Below are 19,244 nucleotides of genomic sequence, written 5' to 3' on the forward strand. Positions count from 1 at the left end.
GAAGGAAGAAGGGTATATTAATGAAAAAGAAAATCCTATTTTGGATATTAGGAATCATAGGAGTATTAATTATAGGTGGAGGAGTCTACGCTTATAATATATATTCTTCTGTTTCAAAAACATTAGATGAGGTTCATAAGCCATTAAAACGTGATGAAAATAATAAACAAGAAGAAAAAATTAATAAATCTGAGCCTGTTTCTATCTTATTATTAGGAGCGGATGAACGCGGTGAAGACAAAGGCCGTTCAGATTCTTTAATGGTCATCACGTTAAATCCTAAAAATAATTCAATGAAGACTGTAAGCATTCCTCGTGATACATATACAGAAATCGTTGGAAAAGGGAAAAGCGATAAAATCAACCATGCTTATGCATTTGGTGGCGTAGATATGTCTGTAGCGACAGTAGAAAAGTTCTTAAATATTCCTATCAATTACTATGTTGAAGTCAACATGGAAGGTTTTAAAGATATTGTTGATGCGGTCGGTGGCGTGGATGTTAATAATGATTTAGAATTCACGCAAGATAATCATCATTTTGCCAAAGGTAATATACATTTAACAGGTGATGAGGCTTTAGCATATACGCGTATGCGAAAAGCAGACCCACGCGGTGACTTCGGTCGTCAAATGCGTCAACGTCAAGTAATGCAAGCTGTTATTAAGAAAGGCGCAAGCTTCTCTTCTTTATCAAGTTATGGTGATGTGTTAACAGCGATTCAAAAGAATGTAAAAACAAACTTAACGCAAGATCAAATGTTTGATATGCAAAAAAATTATAAAAATTGTCTGCAGAACAGTGAAGATATTCAAATCCCAGGTGACGGTCACAAAGCCGCTGATGGTATTTGGTACTACTATGTTCCAGATGCAGCAAAACAAGATTTAACGAATAAGTTAAGAGCACACCTTGAAGTGACTAAGTAATATGTATTGAACCCAACTCCTTTGGAAGGAGTTGGGTTTATTTTTGCGTAGGTTTATATTAGTATTATATATTGTGAGATTAATAGATGAGGTGAATCGATGAATAAGAAAGCAGTACTTGTCCTATTTATTTTTGTATTGTTTATTGCTTCGGTTGTGAGCGGTAAACTATATTGGAATAAGAAGATTGCGAATGCAACGGGACAGACAAGTGAAGTAACGAAAACAAAGGCTGAAGTGAAAGATAGCGGAGCGAAGAAGGAAGAGAAAAAAGAAGAGAAAAAAGAAGAGAAAAAACAAGATGCAAAGTCATCTTTTAATGAAGCATACGCAAAGAACTTGCCAAATGCAGTGAAAGAGAAGTTAAAGAAAGCTGCTCAGGATAAAAAGGCAGTAAATCTTGTTATTGTTGGTGATGAAGCTTCTTCATCTGAAAAAGATGCTTGGGTAGCTAAGTTCACTGCTAATTTAGAGGCTTCTTACGGTAAAGGTTTATGGAATGTGACGGTAAAGGAATATAAGGGTGAAAGTACAGAGGAGTTAATCGCGAATAAACGTGATAAAGAGATTGCGAAAGACAATCCAGATGTAATTTTATTTGAACCACCATTTATTACTGATAACGGGAAAACTGGTAATGGAAATTCTGTAGCAAATACACAGAAGTTTGTTCAAGCACTTTCTACTAGTGCAAAAGGCGCTACAATTATGATTCAACCATCAAACCCGGTGTATGGTGCGAAGAATTATCCGAAAGCGATTGAAGCATTAAAACAATTTGCGACGCAAAATGGTTATACATATGTTGATCATTGGGGAGCATGGCCTGATGCAACAACGAAAGCAATTTTACCGTACTTACAAACAGAGTTCGGTTTCCCAAGTGCTAAGGGACATGAAGTTTGGGCACAATATGTAACGGATTATTTTGTGGCTAAATAATAAATGGGAGAGGGTATCGTCGACAAAATATGTTCGACAATACCCTCTCTTTTTTTGTCTTATTTTTGCTATACTAAACTGTACTATAATACAGGATGGAAGGAGGAGAATGATGAAAATACTTGTAGTAGATGATGAATCGAGTATTCGTAATTTGATTCGGATGCAGTTAGAGATGGAAGGGTATGAAGTATTGACGGCGGCTGATGGGAGAGAAGCTTTAGAGAGATGGAATGAGCAGCCGGATGTACTTATTTTAGATGTGATGCTTCCTGATACGGATGGGTACGAGTTATTACGTTTATTCAGGGAGAAGGAGCGTGATATTCCGGTGCTTATGCTGACAGCGAAGAGTCAGATGAATGATAAGTTACTCGGTCTTCAGCTTGGAGCTGATGATTATGTGACGAAGCCTTTTAATTATGCGGAGCTCATTCTTCGTGTGAAAAATATGAGTCGGCGTGTGAAGAAGGCGGAAGTAACTGTAAGTCATGAAGTAATTCGCGCAGGTGACTTACTGATTTGTCCTAAAGAACGAAAGCTTCATGTGAGTGGGCAGGAGATTCAGTTAACGTACCGAGAGTTTAATTTATGTCAGTTGTTTGTTTCGAATCCGCAGCGTGTGTTCATGAGGGATGAGCTACTTGAGAAGGTATGGGGGTTTGAGTATATCGGAAATACGAGAGCGGTTGATATTATGGTGCAAAGGCTTCGAAAGAAACTAGGGAATAGTGGGGAGTATATTAAGACAATTTATGGTGTGGGGTATAAGCTTGATTGCTAAAAGGTGATGATATGTCTTTAAAACGAAATATGGTGTTTGGAATAGTTGGATTGTTGATTCCAATTCTTGTTCTTTTGTATGCGGTTGTTTATATTGCATTGGAGAAGAATGTGTATCATAATGCAGCGGATTCCTTAGAAAAGTTAAGTGTGGAAGCACAAATTTATACGATGAATTATTTAGAGAAGGAAGCAGAAGTGGAGACGCTAGGTCCTAATTCGCTTTTAATTGCTTCGTATTTAGCGAAGCGAATGGATGTCCGGGTGCAGATGATTGGGAAGAATGGAGATGTTGTTGCAGATACACAAAAAGGGGCATTACTTCATCGGAATATCGATATTGAGAGTTCTTTGAAGGGAAAGAAATCTTATGTTTTCGAGGAGGGAGATCCAGCTCCAATTCTTTTGTTTTCAAGCCCGGTTTATTATGGAAACGATGTCATCGGAAGTATTCGTTTTATAAATGAGTTAACGGATGAGAAGGAAGTTTTAACAAATGTAAGTTGGACGTTTTTAATGACTTCTCTTTGTTTAGTAGCTGCTGGTATTTTCTTTGCGATTCGTTTGGCGAAGTCTCTTCATAAACCAATTGATCAGTTAAGGCAAATGGCGCATCGGCTTGCGAATGGGGATTATGAAAGTAAGATTGAGCTGAATGAGTATGTGGAGATTGCGCAGCTTTCAGCGTCCTTTAATGCGATGGCTGATGGGATTGAACTGCATATTAAGCAGTTGAAGGAAGAGAAAGAGAAACAGAAAGATTTCTTGGACCGTATTACGCATGAGCTGAAAACACCGCTTACGGCAATTATCGGTTATGTGGATTTAATTCCGAAGTTACAATCGAAGGAAGATGTGCAGGAGAGCCTTCGTTATGTGTCTGTAGAAAGTGAGCGTCTATTATCACTTGTAGAGGAATTACTTAAGTCTTCAAAGTACGGGAAGAGTACGTTTGAAGTGTCGCCTACAGTCGTGAATATTAAAGAATTGGCAGAAGAAGCAATTTCGATTGTGAAACTTAGATTGCAGCAGTTTGAAATTGAAGTTATGAATGAGTTAACGGAAGTACACGTCGTTGCGGATTTTGATAAGACGAAGCAAATTTTCTTGAATGTGCTTGATAATGCGATTAAATATAGTGATGCTACGCAAGTTCGTATGAATGTAATTATAAATGAGCAGGAAGCAAAGGTTTTTGTTCATGATGATGGTATTGGTATGGATGAAGGTGTGCTTGCAGAATGGAATGAGTCTCCGGAAGGTAAGGTGCTTCCTTCTAGTTACGGTAATGGCTATGGCTTATACATTTGTCAGGAGATTATGAAGAAGCAAGGCGGAAGTATGCGAATTGAGAGTAGTGAAGAGATGGGAACTACAATATGTATTACATTTTTACTTCCGAGACGGATGGAAGACATAAAAAACTTGAAAGCGGTTAAATGATACATTTATGAAACAATTATGCGGTATTTTCGAAACAACGTTTTTTTATCTTGGAGGTAGGCAGAAATGAAAAGGCTATCATTTCAAATTCTTATGTTTGTCTTTTGTATGATCGTTTCTCTTATTTTGTTTTATGTTATTGAGAAGCAAATATATAATCGAATCACAATTGTGGATGACAAACAAGCCGTTTTACAAAGAGTGAATGAATCCCTTCCTACTGAAGTGAAAGTAAGGCATGAGAAGTGGGGAGAAATTGTTGTAACGGATGAAGTTCGTTTGCATACGATTGTTTCATTCTTTGACCGAATTCGAATAGAGCCGAGAGAAGCTAAGAATCAAGAACAAGTATTTACTGGAGAAGTAACGTACTTGAATGGACATAAACGTACTTTTGCAGTAGGTGACTTGTTCCAGTATGAGGCGAACGTATACGGGAAGAATGGTACGGATCCGATGATCTCAGCATTGCAAACGTATTTGTTAAGTCTGTATTATACACCAGAGCGCATTAGTAATTTCTTTGCAGAGGCAAAGGAAGTTGTAGTGAGGCAAGGGGATGTAATACGTACTATAGATCTTACGCACATACTTGATTCTATTCGATACGCAAAGCAAATTACAGATTACGGCGAAATTCAGAAATTATTACAATCACAGAGTGAACCAATTGCTTATATTACCGCTTATAAAACAGGTAAGCGTGTAAAGAATGAGCGAGAGGATATTCTAACTATTTCTGTGTATCCATCGTACTTTGTTGTGCAATATCTCGGTGATAATAACGGGAATGTCATGTATATGAAGGGCTCCCTAGCAGAGTTATTTGTAAAGGAGAGTGTGTCATGAGAAAGATAGCCTTTTTCTTCTTTTTGCTAGTAATCGGAGGAGCGATGTCTAGTTGCTCTCGAGATACAACCTCTATTAAATATAATAAAAGTGGTCTCCCTATTTTGGATGATCGTCATCTCGTTGCGTATGTAGCAGCCCGCGAGGAAGTTGGTGAAGCTTTGCTTTCGTCATTTTGTAAACAACGCGGGTGTACATATGAATTTATTCGCCTATCGACAGAAGAACTTCTTCGGAGAGTTGAAGAGGAAGCTGGAAATCCGAAGGCGGATATTATTATTGGCGGTACAGTAGATGCGCATCAAATGATGAAGCAAAAGAACCTTTCTATTCCAGTTATGAGCCAGCATGCGAATCGTATTTCAAAGACTGTTAAAGATAAAGATGGTTATTGGTACGGTTATGAAGTGGAGAAACTGGCAATTGCAATTAATAAAGAGCGGTGGAATGAAGAAATAGCGCCGCTCGGTCTTCCATATCCATCAAGGTGGCAAGATTTATTAGATCCGGTATATACCGGTAAGATTGCAATGCCTGATCCAAATGTTTCCGGCACAGCATATACTTTGTTTCAATCACTTATTGATACTTTAGGTGAAGAAGAAGCGAAAGAGTATGTTAAGAATCTGGCAAGGCAAGTTGGTGAAGTAACGGTGAATGGTTATATGCCTGCAGAACTGGTTGCGAGCGGTGAATATATGATAGGCATCAATTTTGCGGGAGATCAGAGAATGCTTCAGAAACAAGGCTTTCCTATTTTAAGTAACGAACCTGAGCAAACAGGTTTGTCTGTCAATGCGATTTCAAAACTAAAACGTGCACCGAGTGGTATTATTGCGGATTTATTTATTGATTATTGCTTATCAGAAGAAGCGGGTCACATTTTAGAAAAAGTTTCGTTTGGCGTACCAACGATGTTTGCGAAGAATGAGAAAGAAATAGAAGGACAGCCGGTTAGAAGGACGAACCAAAATATATCAAATAGTGGAATAATCGAGATATGGAATAGACAGCGTCTCTCTCAAAAGTGAGAAAAGGAGACGAGAGTATATGTTTAAATGGCTTAAGCCAGCACCTGCAATTGAGAGATTACCAGCGGATATGATCGCTAAAGTATATACATTACTGCGTATTCGTGTACTAATTGGAATTTCAGTTGGGTATGCTGCTTATTATTTAGTTCGTAGTAACTTTACGTTATCAAGTACGTATTTAGTGCAAGAATATGGTTTTAGTACAGCTCAAATTGGACTACTAGGTTCGGTAATGGCAATCGTTTATGGATTTAGTAAGTTCTTTATGGGGAATTTATCAGATAAAGCTTTTGCCCAGCGCTTTATCGCAGTCGGATTATTCTTATCAGGGCTTGTAAATATTTGTTTCGGGTTTGCATCTTCATTTGGAATGATTGTTACATTACTTGTCCTGAACGGTATTGTACAAGGTATGGGAGCACCGCCTTGTAGTATCGTTATGACGAAATGGTTCTCGAAGAAAGAACGTGGTACGAAAACAGGTATTTGGAATATTTCACATAACGTTGGCGGAATGCTTGTGCCACCCCTTGTCGGAATTGGTGTAGGTATTTTCGGTGAAAATCATTGGCAAGGCGGCGTGTTTATTTTCCCAGCGATTATCGCAATGGTAATTTCAGTTCTTGTTTGGATTAATGCGAAGGATACACCAGAATCTGAAGGTCTTCCTCCAATTGATGAGTATCGTAATGACTATGAAAATCTTGAAAAAGCAGATAATGCTAACAAGATGTCACCAAAAGAAATTTTAATGAAATATGTAGTGAAAAATAAGTTCGTTTGGTACTTATGTATTGCAAATGCATTTGTTTATTTAATTCGTTTCGGTGTTATTAACTGGGTTCCACTTTATTTAACGACGGTTAAAGGTTTTTCAAAAGCAGAAGCACATGCTGCATACGCGATTTTTGAAGGTATGGCAATCCCAAGTTCATTAATCGTTGGTCTTTTAAGTGATAAGTTATTTAAAGGAAAACGTATGCCATTATGTATTATGAGTATGGCCGGAGTTGTTGTTGGTACGGTTGTATATTGGCAAGCATCTAGCGTACTTGTTGTAAGTATTGCAGTTTCTATTATCGGTTGTTTAATTTACGTACCACAATTCTTAATCGGTTTAAGCGCTATGGAATTAGTACCGAAATTTGCAGTAGGTACGACAGTTGGTATGTGTGGTCTGTTCGGCTATGTAGGAGGAAGTCTTGTAGCGAACGCAGCAATTGGTATTATTGTTGATCGTTCTGGTTGGGATGGTTGTTTCATCTTACTACTAGCAGGCGGTATTTTATCAACAGTATTCTTATTTATCGTTCAGCGTGGACATGAGAGAAAAGGTCCTAAAGTGGCATAATAGTTTGTATAAAAAAGCGATCCAATTATTATTTTGGATCGCTTTTTTTATATAAGGTAATCTTTCCTTAAAACTATCTTAAAAGATAGGATGTCATATTTCTAATCATTGGTATTTTTGTTACAATATAAATGATTGTGTAAAACTTTGTAAAATGAGTGTAACAATGTAAGTGGAACTCTTATTTTCAGAAAGTTTTATATAATTAAATATCTATTAAACTATAAGATATAAAAAGGAGCGAGAATATGTTACCAAATACGGTTCGTACTCCAAACAAGAAGAAGAAATGGATTATTATCGGAGTTATTGCACTAATTGTTATTGTTGCAGCAGTTAATATTTTTGTTATGCAAGGTAAGAAGAAAGGTACAGCGACGAATGAGGCTGTGAGCTTTGAGAAAGTGACAGAGCGTAAGCTTAATAATACGAAGTTAATTTCGGGTCAGGTGAAGCCAGGGAATATTGAAAGTTTTTATGCAGATCCGACTAAAGGAAAAGTGAAAGATATCGCAGTGAAAGAAGGACAAGAGGTAGAGAAGGGAACGAAATTATTCTCTTATGATAATGAAGAAATTAATCTTCAAATGAAGCAAGCTGAGCTTGATCAGAAGATGGCTGATATGCGTTATGATCAAGGGAAAAAGAAGATTGATTCATTGAAGAAAGAAATTAAAAAAGTGAAAGATAGCGGGGCTGGGAAAGAAGTAACAGATCCGATGGAAGAGCAAGTAAGTGAGTTAGAAATGGCACAAAAGACAACTGACCTTGAGAAAGAAAAAGGGAAGTTACAAAAAGAAGAGTTAAATAAAAAGCAGAAGGAACTTACGATTTATAGTAACTTTACGGGTGTTGTACAAAAGTTAGACAAAGATGCGGCACAAAGTTCATCTCAGGCATTAGGTGGTCAAGGGAAAGCATTCTTGCAAGTTGCTTCTAAAGATCCGTTCCAAGTTCAAGGGACTTTAACAGAGCTTCAAAAATCACAAATTCAAAAAGATCAAACGTTCACTGTAACTGCGAAAGCAAATAATAAGAAGAAGTGGACAGGTAAGATTACGGAAGTAAGTGAATTCCCAACGAGTGCAGAGATGGCTCAAGCTGCTGGTGAAGGAACTCAAAATATGTCTCAGTATACATATAAAGCAAGTCTTGATAGCCAAGATGGTTTATCTCCAGGTTATCACGTTTCTCTGCAAGTGAATTTAGAGAATAAGACGATGATTGCTGTTCCAACTAAGAGCATTGTAGAAAAAGGCGAAGATGCATTTGTTTATATCGAAGAAAAAGGAAAACTTCGTAAACAAAATGTGAAAAAGGGTGCTACTGATGGAGACTGGACAGAGATTGTTGAAGGCGCAACAGTGGGGCAAAAGGTGGTTAAAAATCCTTCCGACAACGTGTATGACGGAATGGAAGTGAAAGAGAAATGATTACGTTAAATAATATTTCTAAAACGTATTATCAAGGGAAGTTGGCAGTGCCGATCTTACATGGTATTAGTTTAACGATTCAAAACGGTGAGTTCATTTCGATTATGGGACCGTCTGGTTCAGGTAAATCAACGCTTATGAATATTATCGGTTGTTTAGATCGTCCAACAGAGGGCGAATATATGTTGAATGATGTGAATATCTTAACAGCAGACGAGTCAAAACTAGCTTTAATTCGTAATGAATATATCGGCTTTGTATTCCAGCACTTTAATTTATTACCGCGTCTTTCCGCAGTGGAAAACGTTGAACTTCCGCTCATCTATGGCGGGGTGAAGAAAGCAGAGCGTCGTCAAAGAGCTCTTGAAGCGCTGGGGAAAGTTGGATTATCAGATAGAGTACACCATTTACCTAGTGAGTTATCAGGTGGACAGAAGCAACGTGTAGCGATTGCGAGATCAATTGCAAATAACCCAACGTTTATTATGGCCGATGAGCCGACAGGTGCTCTTGATACGAAGTCTGGTGCACAAGTTATGGACATTTTCACGAAGCTAAATGCAGAAGGTACGACAATCGTTATGGTTACGCATGAAGAGGAAGTAGCTGCTTATTCTTCCCGTCGCATTGTATTGCGAGATGGGAAAATTACAGAAGATAGAAGGTGTGCGGTATGAGCTTACTAGATAGTATGAAAATTGCCCTATCTTCTATTTTAGCTCATAAACTACGCTCAGCTCTGACGATGCTTGGGATTATTATTGGTGTAGGCTCTATTATTACCGTCGTTGCGATTGGACAAGGCGGGGAAGCTGCACTGAAATCTCAATTTGTTGGGTCAGGTAATCAAACGGTTCCGATTCATTATAGTGCTGATATGAATGATCCTTTTGGTATGGCGATGGTAGAAGCACCGAAGATAACTGAAGAAGATATTTTTGAAATTAAAAAAATTCCAGAAATCGCACATGTTGTAACAACAAATTCAAGTATGGAACCACTTGATATTGAAGATAAAATAGAAATGGTGAGTATTACTGGATTAGATAGTGAGTACTTTGCAGTAAATAAAGTAAAGTTATTAAAGGGACGTTCTTTACAAGAATCAGATGTGGATCAAGGTAATAACGTTGTCATGATTAGTAAACAAATGGAAGAAAAGGTGTTTAAGGATGCCAATCCAGTCGGTAAAATTATTGAAATGAAAGGTCAACCGATGCAAATTATTGGTGTCTATAAATCAGATAACGAGTTTATGGGAATGGGACCATCAGAAGCACTAGTTCCAATTTCATTATGGCCGACATTGTATGGAAAAGATGAAATTCAAAATATTTCTGTTCAAGCAAAAAATGTAGATAATCTAGAAAAAGCGGGTAAAAAAGCTGCAGATGTCTTAAACAGTCGTAAACCGAGTGATGCAACTGGTAAATACGAAGTTATGAATTTAAAAGAACTTCAAGAAGGTATTTCAAAAATGACAGGTATTATGACGATGATCATCGGCGGTATCGCTGGTATTTCACTAGTCGTTGGTGGTATCGGTGTAATGAACATCATGCTCGTATCTGTAACAGAGCGTACACGTGAAATTGGGGTGCGTAAGGCACTTGGAGCAACACGTAGTAAAATTTTATTACAGTTTTTAATTGAAGCAGTTATGTTAACTCTTCTAGGTGGTTTAATCGGAATTGGTCTTGGGTATGGCGGGGCATATATCGTTTCCACATTTGCGAAGTGGCCACCGCTCGTTTCATGGGAAGTTGTCGTTGGGGGCGTACTGTTCTCTATGACACTAGGTATTATTTTCGGATTAATTCCAGCGAACAAAGCTGCTAAGTTAGATCCGATTGAAGCACTGCGTTATGAGTAGATTATTAGTGTAGTAGAGAGCTTCTCTACTATACATTACCGTTCTAGTGGGCGGTTCGTATCCTCTTGCATGAGGATGTGAACCGCCCGTTAGAACGGGTTATATAAATAGAAGGAGGCGTTATGATGGAAGCGAATTTGAATACGCAAAAAGTTGGTGGAGAGAAGCCGTCATTATTTGGAATGATTACATCTCCTGGTGTACAGTTTGAGAGAATGAAGACTAGTAATGCGGTTTGGGGTGCGTTTTGGTTACTTGTTTTATTAGCGGGGATTGTAGGAGGACTTGCTTCTTATGTGTACTCCCTAACCCCTGAGGCGATTAAGATGAATAAGGATTTGGGTATTAGCGTTACACCTATAATGTCGTTTGGTACGGGTGCAGTATTTGGTGCTATTGGTATGGCGATAGGTTTCTTTATTAGTGCAGCGGTGTATAAAGTATTAATGATGTTAATGAGCAATGATACTTCTTATAAAAAGTTATTAACGATTAGTGTGTACTCAAGCATTATTTCATTACTTGGTTTATTAATAAATACAGTTTTAGCACTTGTTTTAGGTGGATCAGGGCAAGAAATGTACACTGGTTTAGGTCCGATTTTCGCTTCAAGTGGTGGTGTTGCAAAAGGTATTGCAAATAATATTGAAGTGTTCACAATTTGGGGATTTGTTATTACATGGTTAGGTCTTCAAATTACAGCTGGTTTAAGTAAAAAGAAAGCAACAATTCTTATGGTTGTCTTCTTTATCTTAACTATTGGATTTGGTGCGGTAAAAGGAATGTTCCAATAATAGTGATGTTTTACGTCACTAGAAAGAAATGCAGCAATTATTTTTATAATTGCTGCATTTTTTTGTAAGAAGGGATAAATATGCTTAAGAAATTTTCAGCAAATGTTTTGTTTATGTTAGTCGTAGCATTGTTAGCTGTAGAATATATATCGAATAAGAATCCTTATATATTTGTTGGTGTTACAAGCTGTATTTTAGCTACTGGTTTATATGCGATCGATAGATTTTTTAAAAGCATAGCTAAAGAGTAATGTAGTTTGCAAATATATAAACAAAAGGTTTCCTCTAATGTATAGGAGGAACTTTTTTATTTTTACCCCTATTTCAAATACCCCAAGTAGAATTTCAAATACTGCCTAGTGTAATTTCAAATTACACTAGGCAGTATTTGAAATTACCCACAATGAAATTTCCTTTCTCATTTTATATTGTAGAGGTACCGCGGAATACTGAAGAGGTATACCTTTTAGAAACGGGCACTGTGTGAAGCCAGCGACTTTTGCAGATACGGTTGTTTTGTATGAAGGTATGATTGTAAATCAAATAAAGAGGTTAAATATTTACCAAGATTATGAAGAGTATTATCAATGTGGTCTAATTGGTCTTTGGCATGCTTATGAAAGGTATGAGGAGGAGAAAGGTAGTTTCCCTGCTTATGCGGTTGTAACGGTACGTGGTTATATATTGGAAAGATTGAAGAAAGAATGCGTAGTGCAAGAGAGGTATGTATGCACCGACGAGTATGAGGAACGATTTGAGTGTGAAGATGCGGGAACGAGGGCGAAGGACTTTATGAGTGTGTTAGATGAGAGGGAGAAGCATATCATTTCAGAGCGATTTTTTACAGGGAAAAATATGGGGGAGATAGCGTCTGAAATGGGGATGACGTACTATCAAGTGAGATGGATGTATCGACAAGCGCTTGAGAAAATGCGAGATAGTGTAAGGGGATAAGAATAATAAGTAGAATGGAAGGCAAGGAAATATTGCGTTCCATTCTACTTATTTTAAGGCAGTAAATGTGGCAAGAGGTTTTTTGAGTGTAGTGAATCTTTCATGTTCATTCGGGATAATACATGTCCAGCTTTCAAAAATTGTTGCTGTAACTTATGAGGACTTATTAGTATTGTTACGGTAGTTCCATTTGAAAAATGAATGATAGATTTTTTAATGTTCTTAAAAAATTCTATCTCCTCTATATGGTTATAGAACAACCAAATGCAGTTTGGAGAAGAAGGAGATTCTGTTGGGAAAGCGCAAATATATTCTCTATGACTAATCGGAATTGGAACATTTTGTTTGAGCTTAAAGTTTATTTGGACTGCATGACGTCTACCTTGATAAGTAGAATGAACATGTGTTAGACAAGATTTCTTTATGAGTTGAATAGCTGTTTGGCAAGAGTACAGAAGGTTTCCGCTACTGTCGATCATTTTTGTCCGGTAATAAGGGTGTTTGCAAGGTTCAAGCATCATTGTAGAACTAGAAATAAAAATATCATTTTCATCATTCATGATTCTAAATCCTCCCTTATGAAAATTATTATTCTGAATATAATTATATACGAATTATGTAAATTTATTATTAATCTTCTGTTGTGTATTGTAAATTTTTAATGTTCGTTTACAATCAATAGATGATAGTCTTTCTAATTTGCATCGCTTGTACATATATATGAAAATAGAAAAGAGTAGGCGGTGATATAGCATGAAGAAAAAATATATTATTATGGCTCTAGCTGTTGTTCTCTTAGTTTATTTAGCAAACAGTAATCCGGGTAAGGGAGAATATACGGATTGGGCAGCAAAACAATTTATGAAGCGTAATGATGTGAGTAAGAAGCTAGAAGAGGTTGAGAAAGAAAACAAAGAGGGTATACTTGGCGACTTAGCATCGGCGGGAAAGAAATTGGCAAATAAGTATGTTGAACCACAAGTTGGATTATTAATCGACCATTATACAAAGCGAAATGATTATATTTTCTTCTCAACATATACGACAGAGTTTGATTTAGGCGGAGAGAATTATAAGTATGTTTGTGTTGGTTTTTCAAACATCTTTATTCCAATTGAAATGCCGAAGAAAAAAGACGAATCTGCAAAATAATGCAGATTCGTCTTTTTGATTTACGGAGTGATCTGAACTTCAGATACATTTTTTTCTATGAGGCGCGCCCCTTTTTTACGAGTATTTTCACCAATTGATGAAAATACAGATGAAGAAAGAATGGTATCCATTACTTGATTTACGACTAGTTCATTTACTGGTGTAATGGGATTATCGATAGAAAAGACAACTGTTTTTCCATCTTCTTTCACGAAAATCAACTCTAGTACTTGCATGCTTTATTCCCTCCTTTTTATTTATCCCGCTATTTGCGGGCAGTAAGACTCCCACCTCAAAATTCGGCTGGAGCAAAGAAGTTAGGGGGAAGCCCTGCTGTCCGTAAACGCCCGATTGGTGAAGGCTAATAATCAGTGGGGGATGAACAAAACCCCCACTGATTAAAGTTTCACTCTACAGGTTAGAAAGATCTGACGTGCTTACGAGTTGTACAGTGTGAAGTGATAATTGTTGTAGTGAAGCAAGAGAACGTGCTACTTCATGCACTTTTCCTAAATCTGCATTTGTTTTCACACGTTTGAATTGCTTGTTCTTAAAAACTGTTTTACCGTTTTTGTCTAATCCTACGTTTAATACAAGGCGTAAAGTTAAATCCATTACGATTGTTTCAACTGCCATGTTTATCACCCCCTTTCACTTTATAAATAGGATGTAAATGTCATGTTTTGGCGTGAAATTTTTTCTTTTTTTTGGTACTCTTAAAAGACTAAGAGAGGGGTTTTCGGAAGAATGAATCGTAAATGGTTATTTTGGATTCCTGTATTACTATGGATGGGGATTATTTTCTATTCTTCAGCTCAGCCATATAAAAAACAGGATATGCGCTCGGATATTGAGCAATATATAAATGTTGAATTTGTGAAAGAGCATTTTTCATGGGTATCTATCGATTATGGCGGAGGTACACCTGTTAGTATCGCAAATAAAGGTGTAGGTGGATTTGTTGAGTTTTTCCTTCGTAAAGGTGCTCATTTTATGGTGTTCTTTATGCTTGGTTCATTGACGTATTATGCTTTTCATCGATCGGGTTATTCGAGAAAAAGGTGCTTTGTATACGCCCTCCTTTTCGTTGCGGGGTATGCAACATTGGATGAGATTCATCAATGGTTTACGGGAGACCGTACACCGATGTGGCAAGATTCATTGCTTGATACGTGCGGCGGGTTAACAGGAATTATAATAAGCAATTGGTTTTGGCATAGAAAAAGGAGCTAATCTCAGTTAGAGATTTGCTCCTTTTTCATTTATCACGCTATTTGTGGGAATAGAAACATCCACCTTATACGCCAAGTAATTCTCTTAGTTCATCGGTTGATAGTTCGGTCATCCAGCTATCGCTTGTAATGACGGCATTATTTAATGATTGTTTTCGTTCTAACATTTCATCAATTTTCTCTTCAAGTGTTCCCGTTGTAATCATTTTATGAACGTGAACGAAGCGTTTTTGACCGATGCGATAAGCACGGTCTGTTGCTTGGTTTTCTACAGCTGGATTCCACCAACGGTCATAGTGAATGACATGGTTGGCAGCAGTTAAGTTCAATCCTGTTCCGCCAGCCTTTAACGATAAGATGAAGATGTCATACGTTCCGTTTTGGAACTGCTCGATCATCTTGTCACGTTCTTTCTTCGGTACACTACCATTTAAGAAGAGGACACGCTGACCGAAATTTTCTTCTAGCATACTTTTTAGCATGTTCCCCATGCCAATGTATTGAGTGAAGATTAAGCAACTTTCATTTTGGTCTTTTATATTTTGGATGAGCTCCATTACCGTTTTTGTTTTCATAGAGCGCTCGACGATGTTTTGAGGTTCTTCTTCTTTCAAATAAAGTGCTGGATGATTACAAATTTGTTTTAGCTTGTTCAGCATCAATAGTATAAAGCCGCGGCGCTCAATTCCGCTTAATCCTTCTACATTTTGTAATGTATCTTGAACAAGTTGTTCATATAAGGAAGCTTGTTCTCCAGTTAGTGGACAATAGGCTTTCTGTTCTTGTTTATCTGGTAAGTTTAATGCGACTGTTTGGTCTTTCTTCGTACGACGCAGTAAAAACGGCGAGATAAATCGTTGAACTTGCTGGATTTTTCCTTCATCGCGGTCCTTTTCGATCGGTGTGACGAAGCGGCGCTGGAATTGTCCTAAGCTTCCGAGATATCCATGATTGATAAAGTCGAAAATAGACCAAAGCTCAGCAAGTCGGTTTTCCATCGGTGTACCGGTCAAAGCAATTTTATGATTTGCTTGCAAGTTTCTTACTGCTTTCGACTGTTTCGTATGTGGGTTTTTTATATTTTGTGCTTCGTCTAAAATAACAGCGTCCCAGCATAACGTACTAAGTTCTTCTTCATCAAGCTGAGCTAATGCATAAGAAGTTAGTATAACATCTGCGGATTGAAGAAAATCTTTAAATGACTCATCCTTAGCTCGGTTACTTCCATAATGTAATTGAACACGTAAACTTGGTGCGAAACGCTCAAATTCTTTTTGCCAATTTCCAAGAACTGATGTCGGCGCCACAATTAATGCAGGACCTGTTTGGAGATTGTTTTCTTTAGCGTATAGTAAGTAAGTTATCGTTTGAATACTTTTTCCGAGTCCCATATCATCGGCTAATAATGCCCCAAATCCAAGCTTTCGTAAGTATAGCAGCCATTCAATCCCATGTTGTTGATACGGGCGGAGTGTTGCTTGTAGCGAAGATGGTACATCTACTTTTGGAATATCTCCAATGTGCAGAAGTTTTTGGAAAAGCTCTTCATAATATCCATCTAGTTCGATTTCAATATCGGTAAACGGACTATCGTCTTCTACAATTTCTGTTTCCGCCGTATTAGATAAATGTTGCTGCAACACGTCTTTCATTTCTAGTCCATATTTATCTGCACGGTGCATTAGTTTTTTTACTTCTTCAATAAAGGCAGGATCAAGTCTCATCCATTGGCCATTTAAATTGAAAAGACGTTTGTTCTGCTCAACGAGTTCGAAAAATTCGCTTTCTGATAAATCAATTCCGTCCGTTGAAATGCGCCAGTCGAAATTAACGAGCGTATTCATGCCGAAGAAAGACTGTGTTTGTGCTGTACTTTGCTTCAGCTGAACGCGTAACCTCGGTTTTGTTGCTTTTAAATTTTGCCACCATGATGGTAGTAAAATTGTAATGCCTGCTGCGAGTAATTCATTACTTGCTTCGGTTAAGAAGTTCCAAGCTTCCGTTTCAAAGAGTTCTTCTCGGAACTTGTCGTCCTCTTTTAGCCACGGTACGAGTTTACTGAATCCCTCTTGTGTTTCAAGAATACGTTCTTCGTAATCGTGCCATCGTTTTGGCAAGGAATCGATGCTTTCATATACATATATGCGATGCGCACCACGTTTTGGTGTAACGATTGTTTCAAGCTTCCACATTTCAAAGTTTTCTTGCGGTTCTTGTAGTCTTAGGCCGACTGTAAATGGAAGATCATCTTCAATGTAACCAATTTTTCGAAGCCAATCTTCTTCATGTAGTGCTGCTTCCAATTGCCTTTTCGTAAAGTCGTAATGTTCATATAGCCTCTTTGCATCTTCCCATCCGTCATTTGAGCGAGCATCTTGCAAAATACTTTCGTTCACAGCGGCAGAGAAAAGAGATGCTAACATGTTATCTTCAATTGAGGTATTCTGAACTTTCCAAGATGGCTGCTGAGACCAATGCTTCATGTCAGGTGTGAAACTGCCGCTGACGAAAGCGTCCCATAATTCACTTGCGTCCTTTGTAAGCGCCGTAATAGGACCGTTCATTTGCATATTTGCAAATGAATTCATTGGTTTATTTGCGATGTATTCAAATGCCTGGGCATTCGTTAACATAACGCCTTGTTTTCCCTCATATGTTGCTTCTTTTAAAAACGTTCCATAGAAGGAAGTAGAGTGCCATGCGAATGCGTTTTTTTTCCAAGTTGCTACGGGTAAGAGCGTACCGCTATCATCTTCTCCCCAAAGGAACCAACCTTGACTAACGTGCTGGAGCCTAATTGTTACTTCAGTTTGTATGATCATCGATTAATTTTCCTCTCCGTAATTCTTCTTGTAGTGCACGCAGACGTGAATATAAGTTAGCGATATGAATAATGAAAGCATCCCATTCATCAGTTCGCTTTAGTCGTTTATAAAGCATACGTAATTTCTTTAAGTAACGAACGGCACGTTTATATGATTTGCGATTTCGCTCTTCAATTGCTTCAATTGCGGCATGGTGATAAAGAGGAAGTGCTGCTTCGGGCGCTTCTTTTTCAATATCTTTCAATGGTTCTTTCAAAAGTTCGATTACTTCAGATCCATATAAGAGCTGAAGTTCCGTCCATGCATGGTATTGTTTCTTCGCTAGTACGTATTGTTCATAGTTCGTGAAACTATACGGTAATAGTTCTTGCAAAATCATTTCTAATCCCGCTTGTTCATTCGTATGCGTTGCATATGTCTCATACATCATCACAAATAATCGAACGATATCTTGTATGAAGACGGTATTCTCTTGTTCGGTTATCGTTTCCTTTACTTGTTTATAAGTAAAGGAAAGCCAGCTTTTAGCACGGTCCCATTGCATCGCACTTAATAACTCTTCTAACCAATAGAAGTAAAGGCTCACAACAGAAGCAGGCTGTTTTTTTAGTAATTCCATTGCCGATAAGTCTTCATTATTTAAAAAGAGCAGATGAGAAGATGCTAATGCTTTGGAAAGTGGATTCATTTTAGTATCGATTCGTTTTTCTTCTTCTTGTAGCTGCTCTTCTGTTCTTAACAGTTCACCCCATACGTGACGATAAATGAAGAATCGCTCTTGTGTATAGGCATCGGTAGAGAAGAATACTTCATGTATGAGCCGCGCTGTTTCTTGTAAAATCGGTTTGGATTCTTCTGGAATCGCCTCTGTTTTTAGGTCTCTAACGGTAGATTCAACTTTATCAACGAATAGGCGAACGACGTTAACTGGTTGGTGATAAGAATATAGTTTGTTTGCTTCAAACTCTTGAATTTCTTCTAATAATTTTTGAAAGCAATAAAGTGCCGCGTGCAACTTAAATAATTCATGAATAGCAACGATGCGCGGAGCTTTCCGTTCTAATTTTGTATAGAAGTCTGTAAAAAGACTCATAAGAAAATACATTTGTTTATAAGTGAGCCGCGCTTGTTCTTTTTTAAATGATTCATATTCATTTTCAAAGTATGTTTGCCAACTTTTATAATCCATTTCTTCAAAAGCTGATGATTGCAATACTTGTCGTGCAGTTCGAATAGGAGGAAGAGAAGGTTTTGTATTATTTTTGAATAAAGTTAATACATCTCCTACTTGCCCAAAACTAGAAGCTGCAGATAGTAACACAGCAAGCATATGCTCACATTGCGTTGGCGCGAAGCAATCGCAATAGCTTTCAGCGACAGTACGAATCGGGATGTGAACGCTATATACACTGCCTCCAGCATCTACAGTTCCGGATAGCGTATAGCCATCAAAGTCAACGTTATAGACAACACCACTACGATATAGGTGCCGAGCTGTAGCGACATGCTCCTGATCAGCAACTTGCTGTGGATCAAGCCCTTGAACGAACTCATTCGCAATCATCATAATTTCATCTTTCGTAATTGAGTGTTGCAGCATAATATTCCTCCGTACACAGATTTCTTTCCTTTACCATTATAAACAAAAAA

At 37.7% G+C, this 19,244-nt stretch carries 20 protein-coding genes; 15 read left to right on the forward strand and 5 right to left on the reverse strand.

Annotation, left to right across the window (positions count from 1 at the left end):
- The first annotated feature begins 20 nt into the window (after positions 1-20).
- From tagU to QCI75_RS01250, 13 genes are all read left to right on the forward strand, one after another.
- Positions 21-929 (forward strand): polyisoprenyl-teichoic acid--peptidoglycan teichoic acid transferase TagU, encoded by a 909-nt coding sequence (tagU, locus tag QCI75_RS01190; RefSeq protein WP_353759866.1) that lies wholly within the window; start codon positions 21-23, stop codon positions 927-929.
- Positions 930-1,028: 99 nt separating this feature from the next.
- The gene (locus QCI75_RS01195) at positions 1,029-1,871 is read left to right on the forward strand and encodes an SGNH/GDSL hydrolase family protein (protein ID WP_353759867.1); all 843 of its coding nucleotides are present in this window, start codon (positions 1,029-1,031) and stop codon (positions 1,869-1,871) included.
- Positions 1,872-1,983: 112 nt separating this feature from the next.
- Positions 1,984-2,655: a response regulator transcription factor gene (locus tag QCI75_RS01200; protein WP_353759868.1), complete on the forward strand. Its 672-nt coding sequence runs from the start codon at positions 1,984-1,986 to the stop codon at positions 2,653-2,655.
- An 11-nt stretch (positions 2,656-2,666) separates the two neighbouring features.
- On the forward strand, positions 2,667-4,097 hold the full coding sequence (locus QCI75_RS01205) for a HAMP domain-containing sensor histidine kinase (protein ID WP_353759869.1): 1,431 nt from the start codon (positions 2,667-2,669) through the stop codon (positions 4,095-4,097).
- Between the two features lie 66 nt (positions 4,098-4,163).
- Positions 4,164-4,946, forward strand: a complete 783-nt coding sequence (locus tag QCI75_RS01210) for a DUF3919 family protein (RefSeq protein ID WP_353759870.1) — start codon at positions 4,164-4,166, stop codon at positions 4,944-4,946.
- Entirely contained in the window at positions 4,943-5,977 is a 1,035-nt protein-coding gene (locus tag QCI75_RS01215) for an ABC transporter substrate-binding protein (protein ID WP_353759871.1), read from the forward strand. Before QCI75_RS01210 ends, QCI75_RS01215 begins: the two co-directional genes overlap by 4 nt.
- Before the next feature lie 19 nt (positions 5,978-5,996).
- A complete protein-coding gene (gene pgtP / locus QCI75_RS01220; protein WP_144505127.1) occupies positions 5,997-7,331 on the forward strand; it encodes an MFS transporter in 1,335 nt (444 codons plus the stop codon).
- Between the two features lie 248 nt (positions 7,332-7,579).
- Positions 7,580-8,764: an efflux RND transporter periplasmic adaptor subunit gene (locus tag QCI75_RS01225; RefSeq protein WP_353759872.1), complete on the forward strand. Its 1,185-nt coding sequence runs from the start codon at positions 7,580-7,582 to the stop codon at positions 8,762-8,764.
- On the forward strand, positions 8,761-9,441 hold the full coding sequence (locus QCI75_RS01230; RefSeq protein ID WP_353759873.1) for an ABC transporter ATP-binding protein: 681 nt from the start codon (positions 8,761-8,763) through the stop codon (positions 9,439-9,441). Before QCI75_RS01225 ends, QCI75_RS01230 begins: the two co-directional genes overlap by 4 nt.
- A complete protein-coding gene (locus QCI75_RS01235) occupies positions 9,438-10,637 on the forward strand; it encodes an ABC transporter permease (protein WP_144505124.1) in 1,200 nt (399 codons plus the stop codon). The genes QCI75_RS01230 and QCI75_RS01235 overlap by 4 nt, the downstream gene beginning before the upstream one ends.
- Positions 10,638-10,762: 125 nt before the next feature.
- A complete protein-coding gene (gene yknW, locus QCI75_RS01240) occupies positions 10,763-11,431 on the forward strand; it encodes a YknW family membrane protein (RefSeq protein ID WP_341087066.1) in 669 nt (222 codons plus the stop codon).
- A gap of 80 nt (positions 11,432-11,511) precedes the next feature.
- Positions 11,512-11,682 carry a hypothetical protein gene (locus tag QCI75_RS01245; protein ID WP_353759874.1) on the forward strand — a complete coding sequence of 57 codons (171 nt, stop codon included), beginning with the start codon at positions 11,512-11,514 and terminating at the stop codon, positions 11,680-11,682.
- Between the two features lie 232 nt (positions 11,683-11,914).
- Positions 11,915-12,385, forward strand: a complete 471-nt coding sequence (locus QCI75_RS01250; protein ID WP_353759875.1) for a sigma-70 family RNA polymerase sigma factor — start codon at positions 11,915-11,917, stop codon at positions 12,383-12,385.
- A gap of 53 nt (positions 12,386-12,438) precedes the next feature.
- Here the strand turns inward: QCI75_RS01250 and QCI75_RS01255 are convergent, their stop codons facing one another.
- Positions 12,439-12,945, reverse strand: a complete 507-nt coding sequence (locus QCI75_RS01255; RefSeq protein WP_353759876.1) for a competence protein ComK — start codon at positions 12,943-12,945, stop codon at positions 12,439-12,441.
- Between the two features lie 193 nt (positions 12,946-13,138).
- Between QCI75_RS01255 and QCI75_RS01260 the strand changes: the two genes are divergently transcribed.
- A complete protein-coding gene (locus QCI75_RS01260; protein ID WP_088265945.1) occupies positions 13,139-13,537 on the forward strand; it encodes a DUF4359 domain-containing protein in 399 nt (132 codons plus the stop codon).
- Between the two features lie 20 nt (positions 13,538-13,557).
- On the opposite strand, the gene QCI75_RS01265 is transcribed toward QCI75_RS01260, so the two are convergent.
- Both QCI75_RS01265 and QCI75_RS01270 read right to left on the reverse strand, forming a co-directional pair.
- Positions 13,558-13,773: a DUF2922 domain-containing protein gene (locus tag QCI75_RS01265; protein WP_353759877.1), complete on the reverse strand. Its 216-nt coding sequence runs from the start codon at positions 13,771-13,773 to the stop codon at positions 13,558-13,560.
- Between the two features lie 175 nt (positions 13,774-13,948).
- Positions 13,949-14,173 (reverse strand): DUF1659 domain-containing protein, encoded by a 225-nt coding sequence (locus QCI75_RS01270; RefSeq protein ID WP_144505115.1) that lies wholly within the window; start codon positions 14,171-14,173, stop codon positions 13,949-13,951.
- Between the two features lie 111 nt (positions 14,174-14,284).
- Between QCI75_RS01270 and QCI75_RS01275 the strand changes: the two genes are divergently transcribed.
- A complete protein-coding gene (locus QCI75_RS01275) occupies positions 14,285-14,770 on the forward strand; it encodes a VanZ family protein (RefSeq protein ID WP_144505113.1) in 486 nt (161 codons plus the stop codon).
- A 64-nt stretch (positions 14,771-14,834) separates the two neighbouring features.
- Here the strand turns inward: QCI75_RS01275 and QCI75_RS01280 are convergent, their stop codons facing one another.
- Together QCI75_RS01280 and QCI75_RS01285 are read right to left on the reverse strand one after the other, a co-directional pair.
- A complete protein-coding gene (locus QCI75_RS01280) occupies positions 14,835-17,591 on the reverse strand; it encodes a DEAD/DEAH box helicase (protein WP_144505111.1) in 2,757 nt (918 codons plus the stop codon).
- The gene (locus QCI75_RS01285; protein WP_144505109.1) at positions 17,575-19,194 is read right to left on the reverse strand and encodes an SWIM zinc finger family protein; all 1,620 of its coding nucleotides are present in this window, start codon (positions 19,192-19,194) and stop codon (positions 17,575-17,577) included. The genes QCI75_RS01280 and QCI75_RS01285 overlap by 17 nt, the downstream gene beginning before the upstream one ends.
- Positions 19,195-19,244: the final 50 nt, after the last annotated feature.

It is taken from the genome of Bacillus cereus group sp. RP43, from assembly GCF_040459645.1.
GTDB classification, from domain to species: domain Bacteria; phylum Bacillota; class Bacilli; order Bacillales; family Bacillaceae_G; genus Bacillus_A; species Bacillus_A mycoides_C.

What these genes read in the sequence shown, in the direction of transcription:
- tagU (WP_353759866.1), top strand. Translation starts at nt 21, where the DNA reads ATGAAAAAGAAAATCCTATTTTGGATATTAGGAATCATAGGAGTATTA.
- QCI75_RS01195 (WP_353759867.1), top strand. Translation starts at nt 1,029, where the DNA reads ATGAATAAGAAAGCAGTACTTGTCCTATTTATTTTTGTATTGTTTATT.
- QCI75_RS01200 (WP_353759868.1), top strand. Translation starts at nt 1,984, where the DNA reads ATGAAAATACTTGTAGTAGATGATGAATCGAGTATTCGTAATTTGATT.
- QCI75_RS01205 (WP_353759869.1), top strand. Translation starts at nt 2,667, where the DNA reads ATGTCTTTAAAACGAAATATGGTGTTTGGAATAGTTGGATTGTTGATT.
- QCI75_RS01210 (WP_353759870.1), top strand. Translation starts at nt 4,164, where the DNA reads ATGAAAAGGCTATCATTTCAAATTCTTATGTTTGTCTTTTGTATGATC.
- QCI75_RS01215 (WP_353759871.1), top strand. Translation starts at nt 4,943, where the DNA reads ATGAGAAAGATAGCCTTTTTCTTCTTTTTGCTAGTAATCGGAGGAGCG.
- pgtP (WP_144505127.1), top strand. Translation starts at nt 5,997, where the DNA reads ATGTTTAAATGGCTTAAGCCAGCACCTGCAATTGAGAGATTACCAGCG.
- QCI75_RS01225 (WP_353759872.1), top strand. Translation starts at nt 7,580, where the DNA reads ATGTTACCAAATACGGTTCGTACTCCAAACAAGAAGAAGAAATGGATT.
- QCI75_RS01230 (WP_353759873.1), top strand. Translation starts at nt 8,761, where the DNA reads ATGATTACGTTAAATAATATTTCTAAAACGTATTATCAAGGGAAGTTG.
- QCI75_RS01235 (WP_144505124.1), top strand. Translation starts at nt 9,438, where the DNA reads ATGAGCTTACTAGATAGTATGAAAATTGCCCTATCTTCTATTTTAGCT.
- yknW (WP_341087066.1), top strand. Translation starts at nt 10,763, where the DNA reads ATGGAAGCGAATTTGAATACGCAAAAAGTTGGTGGAGAGAAGCCGTCA.
- QCI75_RS01245 (WP_353759874.1), top strand. Translation starts at nt 11,512, where the DNA reads ATGCTTAAGAAATTTTCAGCAAATGTTTTGTTTATGTTAGTCGTAGCA.
- QCI75_RS01255 (WP_353759876.1), bottom strand. Translation starts at nt 12,945, where the DNA reads ATGAATGATGAAAATGATATTTTTATTTCTAGTTCTACAATGATGCTT.
- QCI75_RS01260 (WP_088265945.1), top strand. Translation starts at nt 13,139, where the DNA reads ATGAAGAAAAAATATATTATTATGGCTCTAGCTGTTGTTCTCTTAGTT.
- QCI75_RS01265 (WP_353759877.1), bottom strand. Translation starts at nt 13,773, where the DNA reads ATGCAAGTACTAGAGTTGATTTTCGTGAAAGAAGATGGAAAAACAGTT.
- QCI75_RS01270 (WP_144505115.1), bottom strand. Translation starts at nt 14,173, where the DNA reads ATGGCAGTTGAAACAATCGTAATGGATTTAACTTTACGCCTTGTATTA.
- QCI75_RS01275 (WP_144505113.1), top strand. Translation starts at nt 14,285, where the DNA reads ATGAATCGTAAATGGTTATTTTGGATTCCTGTATTACTATGGATGGGG.
- QCI75_RS01280 (WP_144505111.1), bottom strand. Translation starts at nt 17,591, where the DNA reads ATGATCATACAAACTGAAGTAACAATTAGGCTCCAGCACGTTAGTCAA.
- QCI75_RS01285 (WP_144505109.1), bottom strand. Translation starts at nt 19,194, where the DNA reads ATGCTGCAACACTCAATTACGAAAGATGAAATTATGATGATTGCGAAT.